This window comes from Lentzea sp. NPDC003310 (assembly GCF_040610935.1).
GTDB lineage: Bacteria > Actinomycetota > Actinomycetes > Mycobacteriales > Pseudonocardiaceae > Lentzea.
The window spans coordinates 409,568-427,752 of record NZ_JBEXNC010000006.1; the positions used below are offsets into that span (position 1 = coordinate 409,568).

15 protein-coding genes and 1 tRNA gene are annotated in these 18,185 nt (G+C 69.6%); 11 read left to right on the forward strand and 5 right to left on the reverse strand.

Annotated features, from left to right (window positions below):
- The first annotated feature begins 511 nt into the window (after positions 1-511).
- A complete protein-coding gene (locus ABZX02_RS14665; RefSeq protein ID WP_355298283.1) occupies positions 512-1,408 on the forward strand; it encodes a neutral zinc metallopeptidase in 897 nt (298 codons plus the stop codon).
- Here the strand turns inward: ABZX02_RS14665 and ABZX02_RS14670 are convergent.
- From ABZX02_RS14670 to ABZX02_RS14685, 4 genes are all read right to left on the reverse strand, one after another.
- A complete protein-coding gene (locus ABZX02_RS14670) occupies positions 1,405-2,799 on the reverse strand; it encodes a M28 family peptidase (protein ID WP_355298285.1) in 1,395 nt (464 codons plus the stop codon). The two genes, ABZX02_RS14665 and ABZX02_RS14670, sit on opposite strands and share 4 nt — an antisense overlap.
- Positions 2,800-2,862: 63 nt before the next feature.
- Positions 2,863-3,570, reverse strand: a complete 708-nt coding sequence (locus ABZX02_RS14675; protein ID WP_355298287.1) for a class I SAM-dependent methyltransferase — start codon at positions 3,568-3,570, stop codon at positions 2,863-2,865.
- A 160-nt stretch (positions 3,571-3,730) separates the two neighbouring features.
- Complete coding sequence (locus ABZX02_RS14680) at positions 3,731-4,135, reverse strand: VOC family protein (protein WP_355298289.1); 405 nt, start codon at positions 4,133-4,135, stop codon at positions 3,731-3,733.
- 11 nt (positions 4,136-4,146) lie between these two features.
- Positions 4,147-4,578, reverse strand: a complete 432-nt coding sequence (locus ABZX02_RS14685) for a helix-turn-helix transcriptional regulator (RefSeq protein ID WP_355298291.1) — start codon at positions 4,576-4,578, stop codon at positions 4,147-4,149.
- Positions 4,579-4,663: 85 nt separating this feature from the next.
- Here ABZX02_RS14685 and ABZX02_RS14690 point away from each other — a divergent pair, with 85 nt between their 5' ends.
- The 4 genes from ABZX02_RS14690 (at position 4,664) to ABZX02_RS14705 (ending at position 11,399) form a co-directional block, all read left to right on the forward strand.
- Complete coding sequence (locus tag ABZX02_RS14690) at positions 4,664-4,960, forward strand: hypothetical protein (RefSeq protein ID WP_355298293.1); 297 nt, start codon at positions 4,664-4,666, stop codon at positions 4,958-4,960.
- Positions 4,957-7,005 carry an SdrD B-like domain-containing protein gene (locus ABZX02_RS14695; protein WP_355298295.1) on the forward strand — a complete coding sequence of 683 codons (2,049 nt, stop codon included), beginning with the start codon at positions 4,957-4,959 and terminating at the stop codon, positions 7,003-7,005. The genes ABZX02_RS14690 and ABZX02_RS14695 overlap by 4 nt, the downstream gene beginning before the upstream one ends.
- A gap of 373 nt (positions 7,006-7,378) precedes the next feature.
- Positions 7,379-10,522, forward strand: a complete 3,144-nt coding sequence (locus ABZX02_RS14700) for a hypothetical protein (protein WP_355298297.1) — start codon at positions 7,379-7,381, stop codon at positions 10,520-10,522.
- Between the two features lie 124 nt (positions 10,523-10,646).
- Positions 10,647-11,399, forward strand: coding sequence for a sulfite exporter TauE/SafE family protein (locus ABZX02_RS14705; protein ID WP_355298298.1), 753 nt, complete (start codon positions 10,647-10,649; stop codon positions 11,397-11,399).
- Here ABZX02_RS14705 and hisC read toward each other — a convergent pair.
- A complete protein-coding gene (gene hisC, locus ABZX02_RS14710; protein ID WP_355298299.1) occupies positions 11,389-12,456 on the reverse strand; it encodes a histidinol-phosphate transaminase in 1,068 nt (355 codons plus the stop codon). The two genes, ABZX02_RS14705 and hisC, sit on opposite strands and share 11 nt — an antisense overlap.
- Positions 12,457-12,532: 76 nt before the next feature.
- On the opposite strand from hisC, the gene ABZX02_RS14715 reads away from it, so the two are divergent.
- The 6 genes from ABZX02_RS14715 to ABZX02_RS14740 all read left to right on the forward strand — a co-directional run bounded on the left by ABZX02_RS14715 (position 12,533) and on the right by ABZX02_RS14740 (position 18,147).
- A complete protein-coding gene (locus tag ABZX02_RS14715) occupies positions 12,533-13,174 on the forward strand; it encodes a dienelactone hydrolase family protein (protein WP_355298301.1) in 642 nt (213 codons plus the stop codon).
- A gap of 209 nt (positions 13,175-13,383) precedes the next feature.
- Positions 13,384-13,857, forward strand: a complete 474-nt coding sequence (locus ABZX02_RS14720) for a hypothetical protein (RefSeq protein WP_355298303.1) — start codon at positions 13,384-13,386, stop codon at positions 13,855-13,857.
- Positions 13,854-15,131 (forward strand): hypothetical protein, encoded by a 1,278-nt coding sequence (locus tag ABZX02_RS14725; protein WP_355298305.1) that lies wholly within the window; start codon positions 13,854-13,856, stop codon positions 15,129-15,131. Before ABZX02_RS14720 ends, ABZX02_RS14725 begins: the two co-directional genes overlap by 4 nt.
- Positions 15,128-15,883 (forward strand): ESX secretion-associated protein EspG, encoded by a 756-nt coding sequence (locus ABZX02_RS14730; protein WP_355298307.1) that lies wholly within the window; start codon positions 15,128-15,130, stop codon positions 15,881-15,883. Before ABZX02_RS14725 ends, ABZX02_RS14730 begins: the two co-directional genes overlap by 4 nt.
- A 75-nt stretch (positions 15,884-15,958) precedes the next feature.
- The gene (locus ABZX02_RS14735) at positions 15,959-17,902 is read left to right on the forward strand and encodes an acetoacetate--CoA ligase (protein WP_355298309.1); all 1,944 of its coding nucleotides are present in this window, start codon (positions 15,959-15,961) and stop codon (positions 17,900-17,902) included.
- A gap of 155 nt (positions 17,903-18,057) precedes the next feature.
- Positions 18,058-18,147, forward strand: a tRNA-Ser gene (locus tag ABZX02_RS14740).
- The last annotated feature ends 38 nt before the right edge of the window (positions 18,148-18,185 follow it).

Genomic DNA, 18,185 nt, shown 5'->3' on the forward strand with positions numbered 1-18,185 from the left:
TGTCTGCAGTGTCGATCTCCGCAGGTCACCCGTCCGACTTCACCAATTCAGGTTTGGCGTGAGGTGTTGAGAAATGGGTCGATCAAGCGCATAGTCGATAACGAGCTGGCAACCGGAAGGTGAATGAACCAGACCACCGGAGGCCACGCCCGGAAGGGGTAGGTGGTGCTGTGCAGGTATCTCCTAGCTGTGGCGAAACGCGGTCTGTCGCATCCCCGCGAGTGGATCGGACGTGACCGGTCCGGTCGCGACTGTGTAGCGACGGACACGAGGTTTCGGGTGCCCAGGCGCCGTCAGGCGTCGCTCGGCGCACTCCGACGCTGTTGAGCTCGGCATCGGTGTCGTCTCATGGCGTCACCGGCTGAGCGCCACGCCAACCTTCGTGGGCCGTAGTCGTCACTTACCAAATGGGAAAGCCTTGGTGCGGTGCCCCGACGTCGGGCTCCGCACCAAGGCGTGTTTGGTGCTTTATCGTTTGCGGCACCCATGGGGTCCTTGGCAGGAGGATGCGGTGCAGTTCAACGAAGGCGCGGAACTCGACCTTTCTCAGGTTTCGGACCAACGCGGCGTAGGTGGCCGGGTCGCCGGCGTCGGCGGCGGTCTCGGCGTGGTCGGCCTCATCATCTACTTCCTCTTCCAGCAGTTCACCGGGATCCAGCTGCCCGCGGGCGGCCTGGAGGGGCTGGGCAACAACACCCAGGTCGAGTCCGGCTCGCTGCTCGAGAAGTGCAAGTCCGGCGCCGACGCGAACCGCGACAGCGACTGCCGGGTCCTGGCCACGATCAACTCGATCCAGGCCTACTGGACGGACCAGTTCAAGCGCTCGGGCAACACCTACCAGGTCACCAAGACCAACTTCTTTCGCAACAGCGTGAACACCCGCTGCGGCAACGCCACCTCCGCGGTCGGCCCGTTCTACTGCCCCGCGGACTCCCAGGTGTACATCGACCTGGACTTCTTCAACGAGCTGCGCACCAAGTTCGGCGCGACCGGCGGCCCGTTCGTCGAGGCCTACGTGCTCGCCCACGAGTACGGCCACCACGTGCAGAACCAGCTCGGCACCTCGGACCGGGTCGGCCGCGAGACCGGTCCCACCTCGGGTTCGGTGCGCCTCGAACTGCAGGCCGACTGCTACGCGGGCTCCTGGGCGAACCACGCGACGACCGTCCCGTCCGCCAACGGCCAGCCCCTGATCTCGAACATCACCCAGGACGACGTGAACGCGGCCCTCGACGCGGCCGCGCGCATCGGTGACGACTTCATCCAGAGCAACCTGGGCGGCGGCCGGGTCGACACGACCCAGTTCAGCCACGGCAGCTCGGCCCAGCGGCAGAAGTGGTTCACGACCGGGTTGCAGACGGGCGACCCCGCCCGCTGCAACACGTTCGACACGAACAACCTGGGCTAACGCAGTGCCGCCCGCTGAGCGCGGGACGGCACGCCGTTCACGCCCTCGGTGGTGACGGCGTACGAGGCGATGACATGGGCCGCGGCGGAGACGTTGCGGCCCATCGCCTCCCGGTTGATGTTGCCGAGGTCGTCGCAGGCCCGGTGGTAGCAGGGATCCATCTCCACCCCCGCCGTGCCGCCCCACTTCGCGGCCTGGGCGGGGGTCTTGACCTCGCCGCCGCCGGAGATGATGCCGCCCGCCGGGATGCCGAGGGCGGTGAACGAGCCGTAGTCGCTCGCGCCGCGCACGTTCAGGCCCTCGGGACCGAGGTTCCGCGCGGTGTAGAAGTCGCTGAACGCCTTCTCGACGTGCTTCGACCCGTACGGCAGGCCGGGGTCGTTGTAGACGAAGTAGCCGGGGTTGGGCGAGCCCACCATGTCGAAGTTCAGGTACAGCGCGATGTCGAGCTGCTGCTCGAACGACAGTGCCGACGCGTAGGCGCGCGACCCGATCAGGCCGGCCTCCTCCGCGCCCCACCACGTGAAGCGCACGGCGTTGGGCAGCTTCGGCCGCGCGCCCATCTTCAGCGCCACCTCGAGCAGCGCGGCCGAGCCGGAGCCGTTGTCGTTCAGGCCGGCACCGGTGTCGACGCTGTCGAGGTGCGCACCGGCCACGACGACGTTGTCAGCACGCCCGGTCCTGGTCTGCGCGACGACGTTGCGGTCCAGGTGGACCTGGTCGTGGTGGCGCAGGTCGAGCGTGACGGACTGCCCGGCCAGCGCGGCGAGTGCCGTGCCGTCGGCCTTCGAGGAGGTGCCGGCGGGGACCGTGCCGGTGATGCGCAGGTCGAGGTGGCCGTCGACGTTGTTGGAGATGATCACGGCCGCCGCACCCGCGGCCACGGCGTTGGCGTACTTGGAGACGAACGTGCAGGTGCCGCGCCGGATCAGCGCGACGGCGCCGTGGAAGTCCTGCCCGGCGAAGTCGCTCGCCTCGCAGCCGGGCGTGCCGTCCTCCGGCACCACCCGCAACGGCGCGGTGAGGCCGCCGTCCGGGGTGTTCGGGGTGTCGCCGATCGGCACGAGGTCGTGCGAGACCGTGCCGCTGGTGATCTGTCCGGCGTCGTCGACCTTCCGCTTGACCTCGAACTCCGGTGTGGTGACGTCGAACCCGGCGTCGCGCAGCCGTCCGGCCACGTAGTCGACGCTGGCCGCGTACCCGCTGGTCGTCGCGGCGCGATTGCCGCCGTGGGTGTCGGCGATGCGCTGGAACGCGATCAGGTGGCGGTGGGCGCCGTCCGCGCTCACCCGTGCGGCGAGGTCGCGGGCGGGGTCGGTGGCCGCGCTCGCCGTGGAGCCGAGCAGGACCAGGGACGAGGCGAGGGCTGTTACCGCGGTGAAGGCACGCATGAGGTCGAGACTGGCCCGGGTGGCCGTGAGAGCGCTACCACCCGAGCCAGTCGAGACGCGACGTCAGTTCCGCGCGACCGCCAGCAGCCTGCCGCTGCCCACGCGGAACGCGCTGCCGTCGACGTCGCCGAACAACGAGACCGACGCGAACCCGGCGGCCTGCAGCATCCGGGTCAGCTCAGCCGCCGTGTAGACGTGCTGCACGCACTCGGACCGCTGCGTCCGCTCCCCGTCCGAGAACGTGAAGTCGATCAGCAGCCGCCCGGAGGCGACGTCGTAGGTGTTCACGGCGACGCAGTCCACGCCGCCGAACGACATCCGCAGCTCACCCGGCAGCGAGGGCAGCAACGACTCGGCCGTGCAGCCGTAGTCGAGCACGAGCACCGGTGCGGCGGCGGCCAGGTCGGCCAGGAACCGCTGCGAGCCCTCGTGGTCGAGGTAGCCGAAGCTGTTGCCCATGCACAGCGCCAGGTCGGCCGTCACGCCGAACGAGCCCAGCGCCGCGACGTCGCCCAGCCGCCAGTCGAGGTCGGGAGCCAGCGCACGCGCGTGCTCGATCGCCTCGGCCGAGATGTCGATTCCGGTGATCTGAAAGCCGCGGCGGGCCAGTTCGATGCTGTGCCTGCCGCTGCCGCAAGGTGCGTCGAGCACCCGCGGACCCGCGCCGAGGCGCTCGACGAAGTCGATCTCGGCGGAGGTGAACGAGGGTGGGACGGCGCCGCGCCAGAAGGTGTTGGCGAGATCGGTGAAGAAGGTGGTGTACCACGTCAAGGTGGATGCTCCTGGTGTGTCGCAACGAGAAGTCGGCGAGAGTCACCGGGCACGGCGAAGGCACCCGGTGTGTCCGGGGGCTGCCATGGCATCGACCTTGTCTGTGTGAACGCCTGAGAGCACAACTGAAACACACCAGGGCGTTCGGCGAGAAGCGCTTTTACGAGCGCGGCGAGGAGAAGCGGATCATGGTGCCGGACGGGTCGCGGAACGCGCAGTCGCGCACGCCGTAGAACTGGTCGATCGGCTCCTGCATCACCTCGGCACCGGACGCGCGGACCTGTTCGAACTTCGCGTCCACGTCGTCGACCTCGAAGATGACGCCCTGCAGCGATCCCTTGGCCATCAACGCGTGCAGCGCCTCGTGGTCCGTCACCGGGACCGGCGACCCGATGAGGGACAGGCCGATCTCGACGTCGGGCTGGTCGGCCGGCCCCACTGTGAGCCAGCGGTACTCGTTCTCGATGGTGACGTCCGTGCGCACCTCGAGCCCGACGACGTCGCGGTAGAACTTCAGCGCGATGTCCTGGTCGTGCACGAAGAGGAACGTGTGCGAAAGCTTCATGTCACGAGACCCTAGGCACGTCGTGAGCGCGTCGCTTCTCGAAACCTGCTCGGTCGCGTCAGGCCCATCAACCGGCATCCCGGCACCGCGGCGAGCGCCTCGTGCGACCGCGCCCGGTAGGCCGACGGAGTCTCGCCGACCAGTTCGGTGAACCGCGCGGAGAACGAGCCGAGCGACGTGCACCCGACCTCGACGCACACCTCGGTCACCGACAACGTGCCCAGCCGCAGCAACGCCTTGGCGCGCTCGATCCGCCGCGTCATCAGGTAGCCGTACGGGGTCTCGCCGTACGCCGCGCGGAACTGCCGCGCGAAGTGCGAGGGCGACATCAACGCCGCACGGGCCAGGGCGGGCACGTCCAGCGGCCGCGCGTACTCGCGGTCCATCAGGTCACGTGCCCGGCGCAGGTGCGCGAGGTCCTCCGGCGTCACGAAGACCAGCATGCCACCGAGGTCGGCGCAGACGAATCCCTGCGTTGCTCACGCATTCCCGACATTGCCCGGCAGATCCGCATCGCGGACCGGTGCGTTGACCGCGGTCGCCGCACTGGTCCTCGGCACTTCGCCCACCGCTTTCGCGCAGGACGACCCGACCGCGCCGCCGCCGCCGCCGACCCAGGCCCAGGCGCCGCCGGACAGCGTCGCCGGAACCCTCTACGGCGACAGGAACCGCAACGGGCGGCAGGACCCCGGCGAGGCCGTCCAGGGCGAGGTCACGCTCTACGGCGGGCCTGGCCCGGCCAAGTTCAGGACCACCAGCGACGCGTCCGGTGCGTTCGCCTTCCAGGGTTCGACCGCGACAGCTACGCGCACCCGGCGACGGTGAAGATCACGGTGAACCTCACCAACACCACCGACCGCCGGATCGACGGCGTGGTGGCGGAGTGCAACCGCGCGAACGTCGGTCACGCACTCGGCTACAGCCCCGACTGGTACCCGCTGCGCGGCGGCGGCCATGCCATCGAGGCGGGTGGGCAGCGCTCGTTCACGATCGAGGAGAAGCTCCCGCCGGGAGCCCTCACGGCCGGCGTCGTCACGCTCGACTGCGACTTCGCGCCGAACGCCGCCTGGAACCGGGACGGCGCCGCGGTGCACGTCGAGGCCGCGGTGACCGGCGGGTTCAGCCACACGATGCTGCTCGGCGAGGACAGGAACGCCAACGGGCGCGTCGACCAGGGCGAGGCTCCCGCGAACCTGGATGTCGTGCTGCTGGAGCACCCGACTGGCAAGTGGGTGGCCCAGCGCACGGTCGGTGCCGACGGGAGGACCGAGTTCACCGGCTTGAAGGCCGGCGACTACCAGGCCGTGCTCGTCGGCCCGTGGGCGTTCGTCGGCGACGGCCTGGAGTTGGTGCGCGTGAGCGAGACCGGCGCCACCAGCGAGAGGCTGCTCAAGAGCGTGTCGCCCGCGTTCCTGGTCCCGCAGATGAAATTGGACAAGCAGCGCTACGAGTCGCACGAGACCGTGCGCATCGACATCACCCTTACGAACACGGGCGGCCAGACCGCGGAACGGGTGAGGGTGTTCGCACGGTTCTGGGACGTGCTGACCGAACCGGGGGCCTGGGGCGACGCGGCGGAGGACGGGCCGGGCATCCGGATCCCCGCCGGCGAGTCCCGCACGGTGACCGCGACGGGCCGCATCAACTCCTTCTCCAGCGGGAAGATCAGCCTGACGGCGGGGGTCGAGTTCGTCGGCGAGCCGGACATGGGGTCGTTCAGCGCCGAGGCCGACGTGGTGCAGACGGCAGGGGACATCACCGGCGTCGTCTACGTCGACAGCAACCACAACGCGCGGCAGGACCCTGGTGAGGCCGCCGCGGACACCGTGGTGGAGACGAGCGGCGGCGTGCCGTTCACGTACTTCAAGACCACGACGGACGCCGAGGGCCGCTTCTCGTTCAAGGACATCCCGTCCGGCGACTACACCGTCGGCTACACGCTGGCAGGCGGCTGGGTCGTCCACCTCACCGCGGAGACGGCGTCGCTGCGCGTGCTGCCGGGAGCGCCGGTCCAACTCGTCGCACGGGGAGAACGCCCGTACGACGAGGCGCTCAAGGCGACCATGGTCATGGACAGGTCGGTCTACGAGATCGGTGCCTCCGCCAAGATCACCATCACCCTGACGAACAATGCCGGCTACGCCGTCAACGGTGTCCAGGCCTGGTGCAACGCGGCCGCCGAGGACAACGAACTCGGCAGCCGGCCCATGGCGGACAGCTGGGGAGACCTGCGCGACACGGGTGTGACGCTCGGTCCGGGGGAGACGAAGTCGTTCGTCGTCAGCGAAGAGGTCCCGGAGGGCGCACGGGTGAAGAACCGGGTGACCGCGCGCTGCTACTTCGCACCGTGGGCCGAGCTCAACTACTACCACGCCGCGACGGCCTACGACTGGGCCGCGGTGGTCGGCGGCGGCTCCGGCTCGCTGCGGGGACCGCTCTTCCACGACAGGGACGGCGACTCCCAGTACGACGACGGCGAGGGCGTCCCGAACACCAGGGTCCAGCTGATGACCGACCGCGAGTTCGGAGGGCTCGTCACCGAGGCCGTCTCGGACGCCAGGGGCCACCTGGTCTTCGACGAGCTGCCGCCGGGCGATCTCTGGGCGCAGGTCGACGGCCCGTGGCGGTTCGAGGAACTGGACGGCGGCCGGGTCGCGGTCGTGGCGGGTGAGGACAGGGGGATCTTCCTGCAGGTCGTGCCAGGTTCCGTGCCGGCACCTCCTGGCGGTGACACGAACGACGGCGGCGTCGAGGGTGGCGGTGCGCTCGCCAGGACGGGGGCCAGTGTGCTCGGGCTCGGCCTGGTGGCCGCGCTCCTCGTGGCGTTCGGGTTCGGCGCACGGGCCGCCGGTCGCCGCAGGACGTCCTGAGCGCGCGTTACACGTCGAGGGAAGTCTCACACTTCTCTCCACAGTGGATCGTCAAGAGTGGGAAACCGCTTCCCCTGAAAGGGGTTCCAGCGCTCCTGACGATTCCGCTGATGTGCTGGCCAGGAGGTGTGCGTCGGTACCGGAGCCGGTCTGGGGCCTGGCAGACGGCGTGCTCTGCCGAGCGCGCCACTGTCCGGAGTGGAGTGTTGATGTTGAAAGCGTCTTCCCCGAAATGCCCGTCATCGGGTACTTTGCGCTGGTCTGCTGGCGCGTGCGGGGGCGTTGACGCTGGTGGGCCACTTCCTACGGGGTCTTTGGGGGATTCCAAGTGTCCGAGAGATCGGTCAGTCGTGCCCTGCTCAGATTCGGGGCCTTGACCACCGCTGTCGTCCTCGCGTTCGGCACCGCCACCACCGGTGCGCTGGCGCAGGAGCCGGAAGCACCGACGTCGTCCGTCGAACCGACGCAGACGACCGAACCGTCCACGCCGCCACCCGCCGAGACGAGCACGCCGACCAGCGAGCCGTCCACGCCGCCGGCCGACCCGAGCACGCCGCCGGCGGACCCGTCGTCGACGCCGCCGGTCACGCCGCCGAGCGAGCCGGAGACGCCGCCTTCCACCACGCCGTCCAACCCGGAGACCAAGCCGGCGGACGAGCAGGAGGACGTGCCGCCCGTCGCTCTCGCGGCCGAGCAGCGCGCGGACCTGGCCGTCACCGTGACGCCGGACCGCGCCGAGTACGCGGCGGGCGAGGACCTCGGTCTCACGCTCACCGTGAAGAACAAGGGTGACGCGTCCGCTCCGAACATCCGGCTCGGTTACGAGAGCACGCAGGCGTGGCTCGTCTCCGGTGCAGGTGATCTCAGCAGCCGTCCGACGCTCGCGGCCGGTGCGGAGAAGTCCTTCCGGGTCGTGCTGCGCCCGTCGAACCCGACCACCGAGTCGGTGCCCTTCCAGTTCCGGGCGACCGTGGACGGCGTCGCCGACCCGACCCCCGGTGACAACGGCAGGGACCTGACCCTGCGGATCCGCCAGGCCAAGGGCACCGCGTCCGGCGTGATCTACGTCGACGCGAACAACAACGGCCGGTTCGACCAGGGCGAGGGCCTCGCGAACTCGTACTTCCTCGCGCGTGGTGGCACGCCGGTCGGTGACGTGTGGGGCCACAGCGACGCCAACGGCGTGTTCAGGGTGTGGAGCGCCATCGCCGGCAAGTACGTCATCGGCCAGGTCGGCAACGACCAGCGCGCGGTGAAGCCCGGCTACAACGAGTTCGTGATCGAGGCGGGCAAGGAGACCTACTTCGAGGTCCCCGTCGTCGCGCCGGTGCGCGAGTCGCTGACGGTCACGATGTCGTTCGACAAGCCGAAGTACGACATCAGCGAGAAGCCCGGCCTGAACATCACGCTGAAGAACTCCAGCGCCCAGCCGCTCGAGCGCGTCGTCGCGAACTGCAGCGGCTACAGCGCGGCCTACCTCAACAGCGACACCTTCTCGGCGATGCACCCCGACGGCCCCGGCGTCACCGTGCCCGCCTCCGGCGAGCTCACGGTGCACGTCACCGCCGACATGCCGAAGCTGGACAGCCCGTGGCTCTACGCCAACTGCTTCTTCGGCAACCAGGGCCGCAGCACCGTCGGTGCCGCCTGGTACGGCAACGTCCGCGCGGACGTGACGGGCGTGCACGGCACGTTCGAGGGCAAGGTCGTCAACGCGGAGAACGGCGAGCTGCTGCGCGGCGCGGTCGTGAACGTGCTCGACCCGGTCACGCGTCGTCCGGTCAAGGACACCATCACCGTCGACGGCAACGGCGACCTGAGGATCTACAGCCTCAGCCCCGGCAAGGTCGTGCTGCAGGTCGCGGGCAAGTGGAAGCCGCAGGACGGCAACGAGTTCGTCGTCGACGTCGTCGCGGACCAGACGGTCCGGCGTGACCTGAACGTCGTGCCCAGTGACGTCGAGGTCCCCGACACGAGCCACCGCCCGATCATCACGGTGGAGGCGAGCTTCGAGAAGCAGTCGTACGACATCGCCGAGCCGATGCGCGCCAAGATCACCGTGAAGAACATCGGCAGGGGCCACGAGGCCCAGGTCGGCCTGCGCGTGAGCACGATGCAGCCGGTGCGCAACCTGCTGGAGTTCGACCGGTCGCAGTTCGGCGACATGGGCGACGAGACCAAGAAGGCGTACCTGTGGCCCGGTGAGACCCGCGAGATCACCGTCGTGGGCACCTCGGGCTGGCTGTACGGCGACAACACCGTCGGCCTGCCGATCGAGGTCACCACGCCGATCAACTACGACTCCCGGTACAGCAAGTCCACCGCGACCACCACGGTCACGTACCTCAACGGTGACGCGGCGCTCGTGCTGTACGGCGACGCCAACAAGAACGGCGTCAAGGACGCGGATGAGCAGACGTTCGCGGACACCGAGGTCTCCATCTCCGGGGGCACCCGTCCTGGCTTCTACGGCACCGTGAAGTCCGACGCGTCCGGACGCGCGGTGTTCAAGAACGTCCCGGTCGGCGTGTACAGCTTCTACGCCTCCTACCCGGACGGCTGGGTGCGTCCGAGCTCCTACACCGACCGCGTGACCGTCACCGCGGGCACCGAGTCCGTGCTGGAGGTCGGTGCGGAGCGTCCGCTGTCGGACAAGTTCTTCGCGACCGTGAGCTTCCTGAAGGACGTCTACACGGCCGGTGAGAACTGGGAAGCCGACATCACGCTGGAGAACCAGACCGGCGCCGACCTGCCTGCCGTGAACGCGCTGTGCAGCGGCCCCGGCGAGCCCGGCGAGATCTACAACAGCGGTCCCGGCTGGGGCGCCCTCGCCTACGACGGTGGCGGCGTGTCCGTGCCGAACGGCGAGAAGCGCACGTTCCGCGTCACCGGCCCGCTGCCGGACGAGGCGGAGAAGATCGGCTTCGCCACCCTCGGCTGCGCCTTCGCTCCCGACTCGAGCGACCCCGGCGCCGCGCGTGCCGGTGACGACCTGAAGGTGGTCGGTCTGCGCGCCGACGCCCAGGGTGTGCTGATGGAGTGCACCGACGAGACCTGCGCCGACCGCAAGCCGGCCCAGGGCAAGACCGTCGTCGTGGTCGAGTACCGGACGAAGAACGTCGCCGCGCGCACGGTCACCGACGCCGACGGCAAGTTCCGCGTCTCGCAGCTCCCCGTGGGCCGCTACGACCTGATCGTGCCCGGCCCGTGGAAGATCTCGATCCCGCGGATGGGTCCGTGGTTCGTGGTGCGGTCCGGTACGGAGTCCTGGGTGCAGGAGTTCTTCCTCGTGCCGGGTCCCGAGGTCGAGGACCCGGGCTACCCGCTGCCCGAGGACCAGCAGCCGGCCGGCGTCACGCCGGTCGTGTCCGGTGGTGCCGGTGGAGCCGCCGGTGGCACGACCGCCGACGCCCTCGCCAAGACCGGTGCGTCCGTGCTCGGCCTCGGCGTGCTCGGCGCGTTGCTCGTGGCCTTCGGCTTCGGCGCGAGCCTGATCGGACGCCGCCGACTCGCCTGACCGCATGATGGGAACAGCAGGCCCGGTGCTCACTCTGAGTGCCGGGCCTGCTGTCATGAGCGACACACTCTGACGTCCCGAGTGGAGTGTTAGCGTCGCGAAACATCGGGTATCTGGGGGTGACATGACGGTCTGGGAAGCAATCGCGGTGGTGATCGCGGGTGTGTTCGCAGGCGGCATCAACACCGTCGTCGGCAGCGGCACGCTCGTGACGTTCCCCGTGCTGCTCGCTGTCGGTTACCCACCGGTGGTCGCGAACGTCTCCAACAGCCTCGGCCTCGTGCCCGGCTCGCTGTCCGGCGCGTGGGGCTACCGCGAGGAGCTCAAGGGGCAGGCGGACCGGGTCAAGCGACTGCTGCCCGCGTCGATCCTCGGCGGCATCGTGGGCGCGATCCTGCTGGTCACCTTGCCGGACAAGGCGTTCACCGCCATCGTGCCGGTGCTGATCGTCATCGCCCTGGTGCTCGTGGTCCTGCAGCCGTGGCTCAACCGCAAGCTCTCGCACCGGCGCAACGAGGACAACGACGGCGGCGTGCTGCTGTGGTTCGGTGTCTTCGCCGCAGGCATCTACGGCGGCTACTTCGGTGCCGCGCAGGGCGTGCTGGTCATGGGACTCATGGGCGTGCTGGTCAGTGAGCACCTGCAGCGGTTGAACGCGCTGAAGAACGTGCTCACCGCGTTCGTGAACCTCGTCGCCGGGGTGTTGTTCATCTTCATCGCCGACGTGGCGTGGCTGGTCGTGCTGCTGCTGGCCGTCGGGTCCGTGGTCGGCGGTCAAATCGGCGCGAAGATCGGCCGCAAACTCCCACCCGCCGTGTTGCGCGGCGTCATCGTGGTGGTGGGAGTCGCGGCCATCGTTCAGCTGCTCATGAAGTGAACGCGCGGGCGGCGGCCAGGAAGGCGTCGTTCTCCTCCGGCTCGCCGATCGTCACGCGGGCACCCTCGCCCACGAACGCGCGCACGACGACCTTGTGCGCCAGGCAGTGCTCGTTGAACTCCGCGGTGCGCTCGCCGAGCGGCAGCCACACGAAGTTCGCCTGGGTCACCGGCACGTCGTAGCCCATCGACAGCAGTTCGCCGCGCACGCGGGTGCGCTCGGCGACGATCGCGCGGCAACGGACCATCAGCTCGTCCTCGGCGTCGAGCGACGCCATCGCGGCCACCTGGGCCAGCGCGTTCACCGAGAACGGCACGTAGACCTTGCGCAGCACGTCCGCGACGACCGGCGGCGCGACCGCGTAGCCGATCCGCAGGCCGGCGAGGCCGTACGCCTTCGAGAACGTCCGCAGCACCGCGACGTTGGTGTGGCCCGCGGCCCACTGCTGCTTCGCGAGCTCGACGCCGTCCGGGATGTGGGCGTCGTCCACGAACTCCTTGTAGGCCTCGTCGAGCACCACGAGCACGTCGCGCGGCACCCGTTCGATGAACGCCTCGATCTCCTCGGTGCGCAGTGCGGTGCCGGTCGGGTTGTTCGGGTTGCAGACGAAGAGCATCCGCGTGTTCGGCGTGATCGCCGCCAGCATCGCGTCGAGGTCGTGCGTGTGCTCCGAGTCGAGCGGCACGCGGATCTGACGGGCGCCCGCCACGTGGGTGACGATCGGGTAGGCCTCGAAGGACCGCCACGCGAAGAGCACCTCGTCGTTCTCGGTGCAGGTGGCCTGGACGAGCTGCTGGCACAGGGTCACCGAGCCGCAGCCGATGGCGAGGTGGTCCGCCGGGACGCCGAGTTTGTCGGCGAGGCGGGCAGTGAGTTCAACGGCGCCCGAGTCGGGGTACCTGTTGATGCCGGTGGCCGCGTCGGCGATCGCCTTGACGACGCTCGGCAGCGGTCCGGCCGACACCTCGTTGCTCGCGAGCTTGATGGCGCCGGGGATGGTCCTGCCGGGCACGTAGGACGGCAGGGACGCCAGGTCAGCACGGGTTCGCACGGTCATGTCACCGATCCTCGCATTGCTCCGTCCGATTGGTCACGTTGACTGGAGTTCACCCCGTCGTGGAAGGGTGGGAAACATGACCACTACCCGCACCGAGACGCTTTCCCTCACCGACGGCCGTGAGCTGCGGGTGACGATCGCCGAACCCGACTCCGCCGTGCGGGGCGGGCTCGTGGTGCTGCACGAGGCCCGCGGCATCACCACGGGTGTGCGCACGCTCGTCAGCAGCCTCGCCGACGAGGGCTGGCTCGCCATCGCGCCGCACCTCTACGACGAGGACCGGGTGCACGGTGCCGACATCAAGGACCAGGTCAGCAAGCTCAACGGCGACCGGTTGCTCGCCGACACCGACGTCGCGTTCGTCTGGCTCGGCCAGCAGGGCGTGAGCGCCGACCGGATGGGCGTCGTCGGCTTCGACATCGGCGGCACCGTCGCGATGGTGGTCGCCGCCAGCCGCACGATCGGCGCGGCCGTCACCGTGCAGGCTCCCGGCATCCTCGAACCCCTCTCGGACGGCCTCCCGGCGCTGGTCGACGTGGCCGCCGACCTGTCCTGCCCGTGGCTCGGGATCTTCGGTGACGACGACTCGGAAGAAGTGAGCAAGCTTCGTGATGCTGTGATCAGCTCCGAAACCGCGTCAGATCTCGTCCGTTTCAACGTTTCGAGTGACGAAGCGTGGTCTCGTGCGTTGAACTGGTTTGACGCTCACATGAGGTAAGGGTCTTTCCGGCGGATTGGAACCGAACCGTCGGTTGGGTACATCTAAGGAGTGCTTCGGACGGCTGACTGGGTGTAGCTGCGAGTAACGCCCAGTGCTGCGGTGACGAGTTATGCAGTGCAGGGGGTTGTAGAGGGATGGCTGAAGGCACTGGGACAGGTACTGGGACGACGACTGGCGCGGCGACGACGGGCACGGTGCCTCCGGCGGTGACACCGGAGACCACCACGTCGACCACCGTGCCGATCTCGGCTGAGCAGCTGGCGGCGGCGAAACCCGTGCTCCAGCAGCAGATGCTCGTCGACAAGGCGGAGGCGAGCCACGCGGCGGCCAAGCTCGACGAGGCTGCCGACACGGGCAAGCTGACGCTCGACTTCGAGGCAGCGGACGCGTTGATCAAGGCCGTCGACGCCGCGCGCGACCAGGTGATGGACCTGTGGAAGCGCGCCACCGACCAACTGGCCACGCCGTTGCAGCTGGGTGAGAACCCGGTCGCGAAGGCGATCAGCGCGCGGTTCTCCGACCTGGCGGTGGGGGAGGACTCGGGTGCCGCGAAGGCGTTGCTGGACCTGTTCAAGGTCCTCGACGACATCGGCAACTCCCTGCGCCGCAACCGCGACTCCATCCGTGAGACCGACGAAGAAGCCGAGCAGTCGATGAAGAACGCCGGGGGGTCCTGGTGAGCCACGGATCGCAGGGCAACAGGGGCAACGACGACAAGGACAACCGGTCGGGGCACCACCACGACGACAAGTACGACCGGAACGACCTGCACGAGCCGGTCGACTGGATGACGTACACGCACGAAGAGCTTTACAACATGGTGCACACGGGCGTGAACCTCGCCGGTGCCCAGGCCGCCGCCGTGAACTGGCAGAAGATCGGCGAGGACATCGCGGGCGTGCGCACGAGCCTGCTCAAGGCCGTCGAGGACTCGTCGGTCGGCTGGGACAGCGAGTCGGCGCGGCTCGCCCGCGGTGGCATCACCGAGGTCACCAACTGGGTCGACGACACCGCGAACTACGCCACCAAGGTGTCGGCCGCGATCACCACCGAGACCAGCAACGTCGAGGCCGCGCGCACCGCGATGCCGCCGCCCCCGAAGGCGCCCGAACCGCCGGTGCCCACGGAGACGACGATCCCCCGCAGCGCGCTGCAGGACAGGTTCGTGCAGGTCGACCAGGTCGACAGCCTCAGCGGCTCGGCCGTGCTGCGGGACCGGTTGATCGCGCAGCCGACCACGGGCGAGTTCGCGGGCTTCGAGACCATCGGCACCAGCCCCGTCGACGCCCTCGCGGCCAACGACGCCTCGCACCGCCGTGCGGCGGACGTGATGGCGGCGTTCCAGCGCAACTCGGCCGCGGTCGACCAGACCGTGCCCTCGCAGTTCACGCCTCCGGTCAACCCGCTCAACCCGACGCCGACGCCGGACATCACCGGTCGCCCGCCCGCCGGGTCGCTCGACGGCACGACGGCGGGTGGCGCCGGTGGCGCGGTCCCGCCGGCCACGAACCAGCAGAACCAGAACCGCGGCACCACGAACGCGTCCTCTCGCTTCGGCGGGGGCGGCGGCGGTGGTGGTCGTGGCGGTGCGGGCGGAGGCGGCTTCGGCGGCATGGCCCGTCCGTTCGGCACGGGCAACCAGGGCGCGGCCGCCAGCGGTGGCGTCGGCGCGGGCGGCGGTGCCGGCTCGGCCGGTGGCGCGGCCGGCGTGAGCGACGGCTCGCGCGGTGGCGGTGCCGGTGGAGCGGCGGCTGCTTCCGCCGCGTCGCCCGGCAACACGACCAAGGCGTTCCAGAACCCGCTCGCGATGGGTGGCGCGCCGATGGCCGGTGCCCCCGCGGCCGCCGGCGGTCAGAACGACTCCAAGGAACACAAGACGGCGAGCTACCTGGAAGAGGACGACAACGTCTTCGGCCTGGACCGCAAGGCGGCCCCGCCGGTGATCGGTCAGTGAACCAACGCCAGTTCACGGTGAGCTCGCAGGAGTTCTTCCTGCTGTGGCAGGCCGTGCACGGCGAGGACCGCGTCGTGCCGCTCGGCACGCCCCACGTCGGGGCGACCCGGGCGGCGCGGCAACGCCTCGTGGAAGCCAGCTCGCAGACGTTGTCGGCGCGCAGGCTCGGCACCATCCAGCGCCCCGACCCCGACCTGCGGGCGCTGGTCAGCGGCCTCGGCGAGTTCGACCGCGCGCTGGAGATCGCGTACTTCAAGGGCACCGAACTGGCCCGCGGCATCGCCTGCGCGGGCTGGGGCGGTGCCTTCGCGGCGCGGGTGAACGGCGAGGTGCACCTGTACCCGTTCCACCCGACGTCGCTGGCCTCGGCCACGGTGTCGTCGCTGCCGGGCCTCGCTCCCGGCACCGGCCGCGCCGTGAACGTCCGCTGGGACGACTACGTCCGCGCCGGCAGGGCGGGCGAGCAGGACGGCAAGCAGGCGTTCCTCGACGTGCTGCGCGACGCGGGCATCCGCGAGCCGGAGGCGCACAACCTGATGCGGATCGTCACGTCCCGCATCGGCGGCGGCGAGCTGGGCCTGACCGCGCGCAACCGCGACGGCGTGCCGCGCCCGACCGGCCGTTCGGTGTCGTGGCTCGACACCCGCGAGGGCCGCTACCTCCTGCGCAGGCAGGACGGCTGGCTCGTGCTGGCCCCGGCCGACGCCTCCCGCCTGACCAGCGCGGTCGACGAGCTGATCGCGGCGGGATAGTTCCACACAGGTGGGCTGTGGCAAGTCCGCCAATCACACATGGACGTTCGGTTGTGCCTCGGTTAGACATGGGGCATGACCGACACCGACGTCGAACTGCTGTGGCGCCCGGACCCCACAAGGGACAACGGGATGACCGCTTTCCGCGCCTGGCTGGCTGAGCGCGGCCACGACCTCCCCGACTACGAGTCGCTGTGGGAGTGGTCCGTCTCAGACCTCGAGGGGTTCTGGGCCGCCATAGCTTCGTACTTCGACGTCCGGTTCCACACGCCCTACGAGCGCGTCCTGGGCTCCACGGAGATGCCCGGCGCCGAGTGGTTCCCCGGCGCGACGTTGAACTACGCCGAACACGCGCTGCGTCGTGGCGAGGACGACGACCTCGCCGTGATCTTCCATCGCGAAGACGGCGTGGCCTCTTCTTTGACGTTCGGTGCGCTGCGCACGCGCGTGGCCGCGTTCCGGGCCGCATTGGCCTCTCTGGGCGTCTCCCAGGGCGACCGGGTGGTGGCACTGGTCCCCAACGCCCCCGAGGCCCTCATCGCGTTCCTGGCGGCCGCCTCCCTGGGCGCCACGTGGTCGTCCTGCTCCCCGGACTTCGGCGCCCGCGCCGTCGCCGACCGCTTCACCCAGATCGAGCCCGCGGTGTTCGTCGCGGTCTCCGGCTACGTCTACAACGGACGGTCGTTCGACTGCCGCCCGGTCGTCGAGGAGATCCGCGCCCAGCTGCCCGGCCTGCGCGCCACGGTCCTGATCGACTACCTGGACAACGGCGCCTCCCTGCCGGACACGCACTCGTTCGCCGACCTGATCGCGTCGAACCAGGGCGCACCGCTCGAGTTCACGCCGGTGCCGTTCGACCACCCGCTGTGGGTGCTCTACTCGTCCGGCACCACGGGCCTGCCCAAGGGCATCGTCCAGGGCCACGGCGGCATCGTGCTGGAACACCTGAAGATGCTCGGCCTGCACAGCGACCTCGGCCCCGGCGACCGCTTCTTCTGGTTCACCACCACCGGCTGGATGATGTGGAACTACCTGGTGGGCGCCCTCATGGTCGGCACCACCATCGTCCTGTACGACGGCAGCCCGGCGTTCCCGAACCTGAACGCGTTGTGGCACCTGGCCGAACAGCACCGCGTCACCTACTTCGGCACCTCGGCCCCGTACGTCCAGTCGTGCCTGAAGGAAGGCATCGAGCCGTCCACCCGCTACGACCTGACGGGCCTGCGCGTCGTCGGCTCGACCGGCGCACCCCTCACCCCCGAGGGCTTCCGCTGGATCGCGTCCGCCGTGGGCAAGGACGTCCAGATCGCCTCGGTCTCCGGCGGCACCGACCTCTGCACGGCGTTCGTGGCGGCCTCCCCGGACCGCCCGGTCTGGCTGGGCGAACTCTCCTGCCGAGCTCTCGGCGCCGCGGTGCACGCCTACGACGAGGCGGGCAACGCCCTGGACGACGCGGTCGGCGAGCTGGTGATCACCAAGCCGATGCCGTCCATGCCGGTCTTCTTCTGGGGCGACGCCGACGGCTCCCGCCTCCGTGACGCGTACTTCGACACGTACCCCGGCATCTGGCGCCACGGCGACTGGATCCGCATCACCCCGAGGGGCTCGGCGGTGATCTACGGCCGCTCCGACTCGACCCTGAACCGAGGCGGCGTCCGCATGGGCACCTCGGAGTTCTACCGCGTGGTCGAGGGCATCGAGGGCGTCGTCGACTCCCTGGTGATCGACACCTCGGGCGTCACCGAGGGCGAGCTGCTCTGCTTCGTCGTCCTGGACGGTGTGGAGCTCTCCGACGTCGAACCGTTGCTGCGCCGCGAATTGCGCGCGTCCCTGTCCCCGCGCCACGTCCCGAACCGCTTCGTGGCCGTGGCCGAGATCCCGCGCACCCTGAACGGCAAGAAGTGCGAGGTCCCGGTCAAGAAGATCCTCGCCGGCGTGGACCCGGACCGAGCCGTCAGCAGGGGCGCGCTCCGCAATCCGGAGGCCCTCCGACCCTTCCTGGAAATCGCCGCAGAATGATCTAGGTCACTCCGTTCGCGGTGACCAGGCGTTTAACGCCCTCCTCCGACCCTCTGAACATGCTCTGACCAGCAGGTTCAGGTGTTAGAGGGGGGCGTTTTGCAACTCGGTTGAGGACCTGTGTAACCTATGTCCCGTGGCCAAGGATGGTCCCGGGAGGCTTCGCCTAGTCTGGTCTATGGCGCCGCACTGCTAATGCGGTTTGGGGTAACCCCCCATCCCGGGTTCAAATCCCGGAGCCTCCGCAAGGCCGAGCCTCTAGGGGATCGGTTACAATTGAATA

What these genes read in the sequence shown, in the direction of transcription:
- ABZX02_RS14685 (WP_355298291.1), bottom strand. Translation starts at nt 4,578, where the DNA reads ATGCTGGTCTTCGTGACGCCGGAGGACCTCGCGCACCTGCGCCGGGCA.
- ABZX02_RS14735 (WP_355298309.1), top strand. Translation starts at nt 15,959, where the DNA reads ATGACCGACACCGACGTCGAACTGCTGTGGCGCCCGGACCCCACAAGG.
- ABZX02_RS14680 (WP_355298289.1), bottom strand. Translation starts at nt 4,135, where the DNA reads ATGAAGCTTTCGCACACGTTCCTCTTCGTGCACGACCAGGACATCGCG.
- ABZX02_RS14715 (WP_355298301.1), top strand. Translation starts at nt 12,533, where the DNA reads ATGACCACTACCCGCACCGAGACGCTTTCCCTCACCGACGGCCGTGAG.
- hisC (WP_355298299.1), bottom strand. Translation starts at nt 12,456, where the DNA reads ATGACCGTGCGAACCCGTGCTGACCTGGCGTCCCTGCCGTCCTACGTG.
- ABZX02_RS14670 (WP_355298285.1), bottom strand. Translation starts at nt 2,799, where the DNA reads ATGCGTGCCTTCACCGCGGTAACAGCCCTCGCCTCGTCCCTGGTCCTG.
- ABZX02_RS14705 (WP_355298298.1), top strand. Translation starts at nt 10,647, where the DNA reads ATGACGGTCTGGGAAGCAATCGCGGTGGTGATCGCGGGTGTGTTCGCA.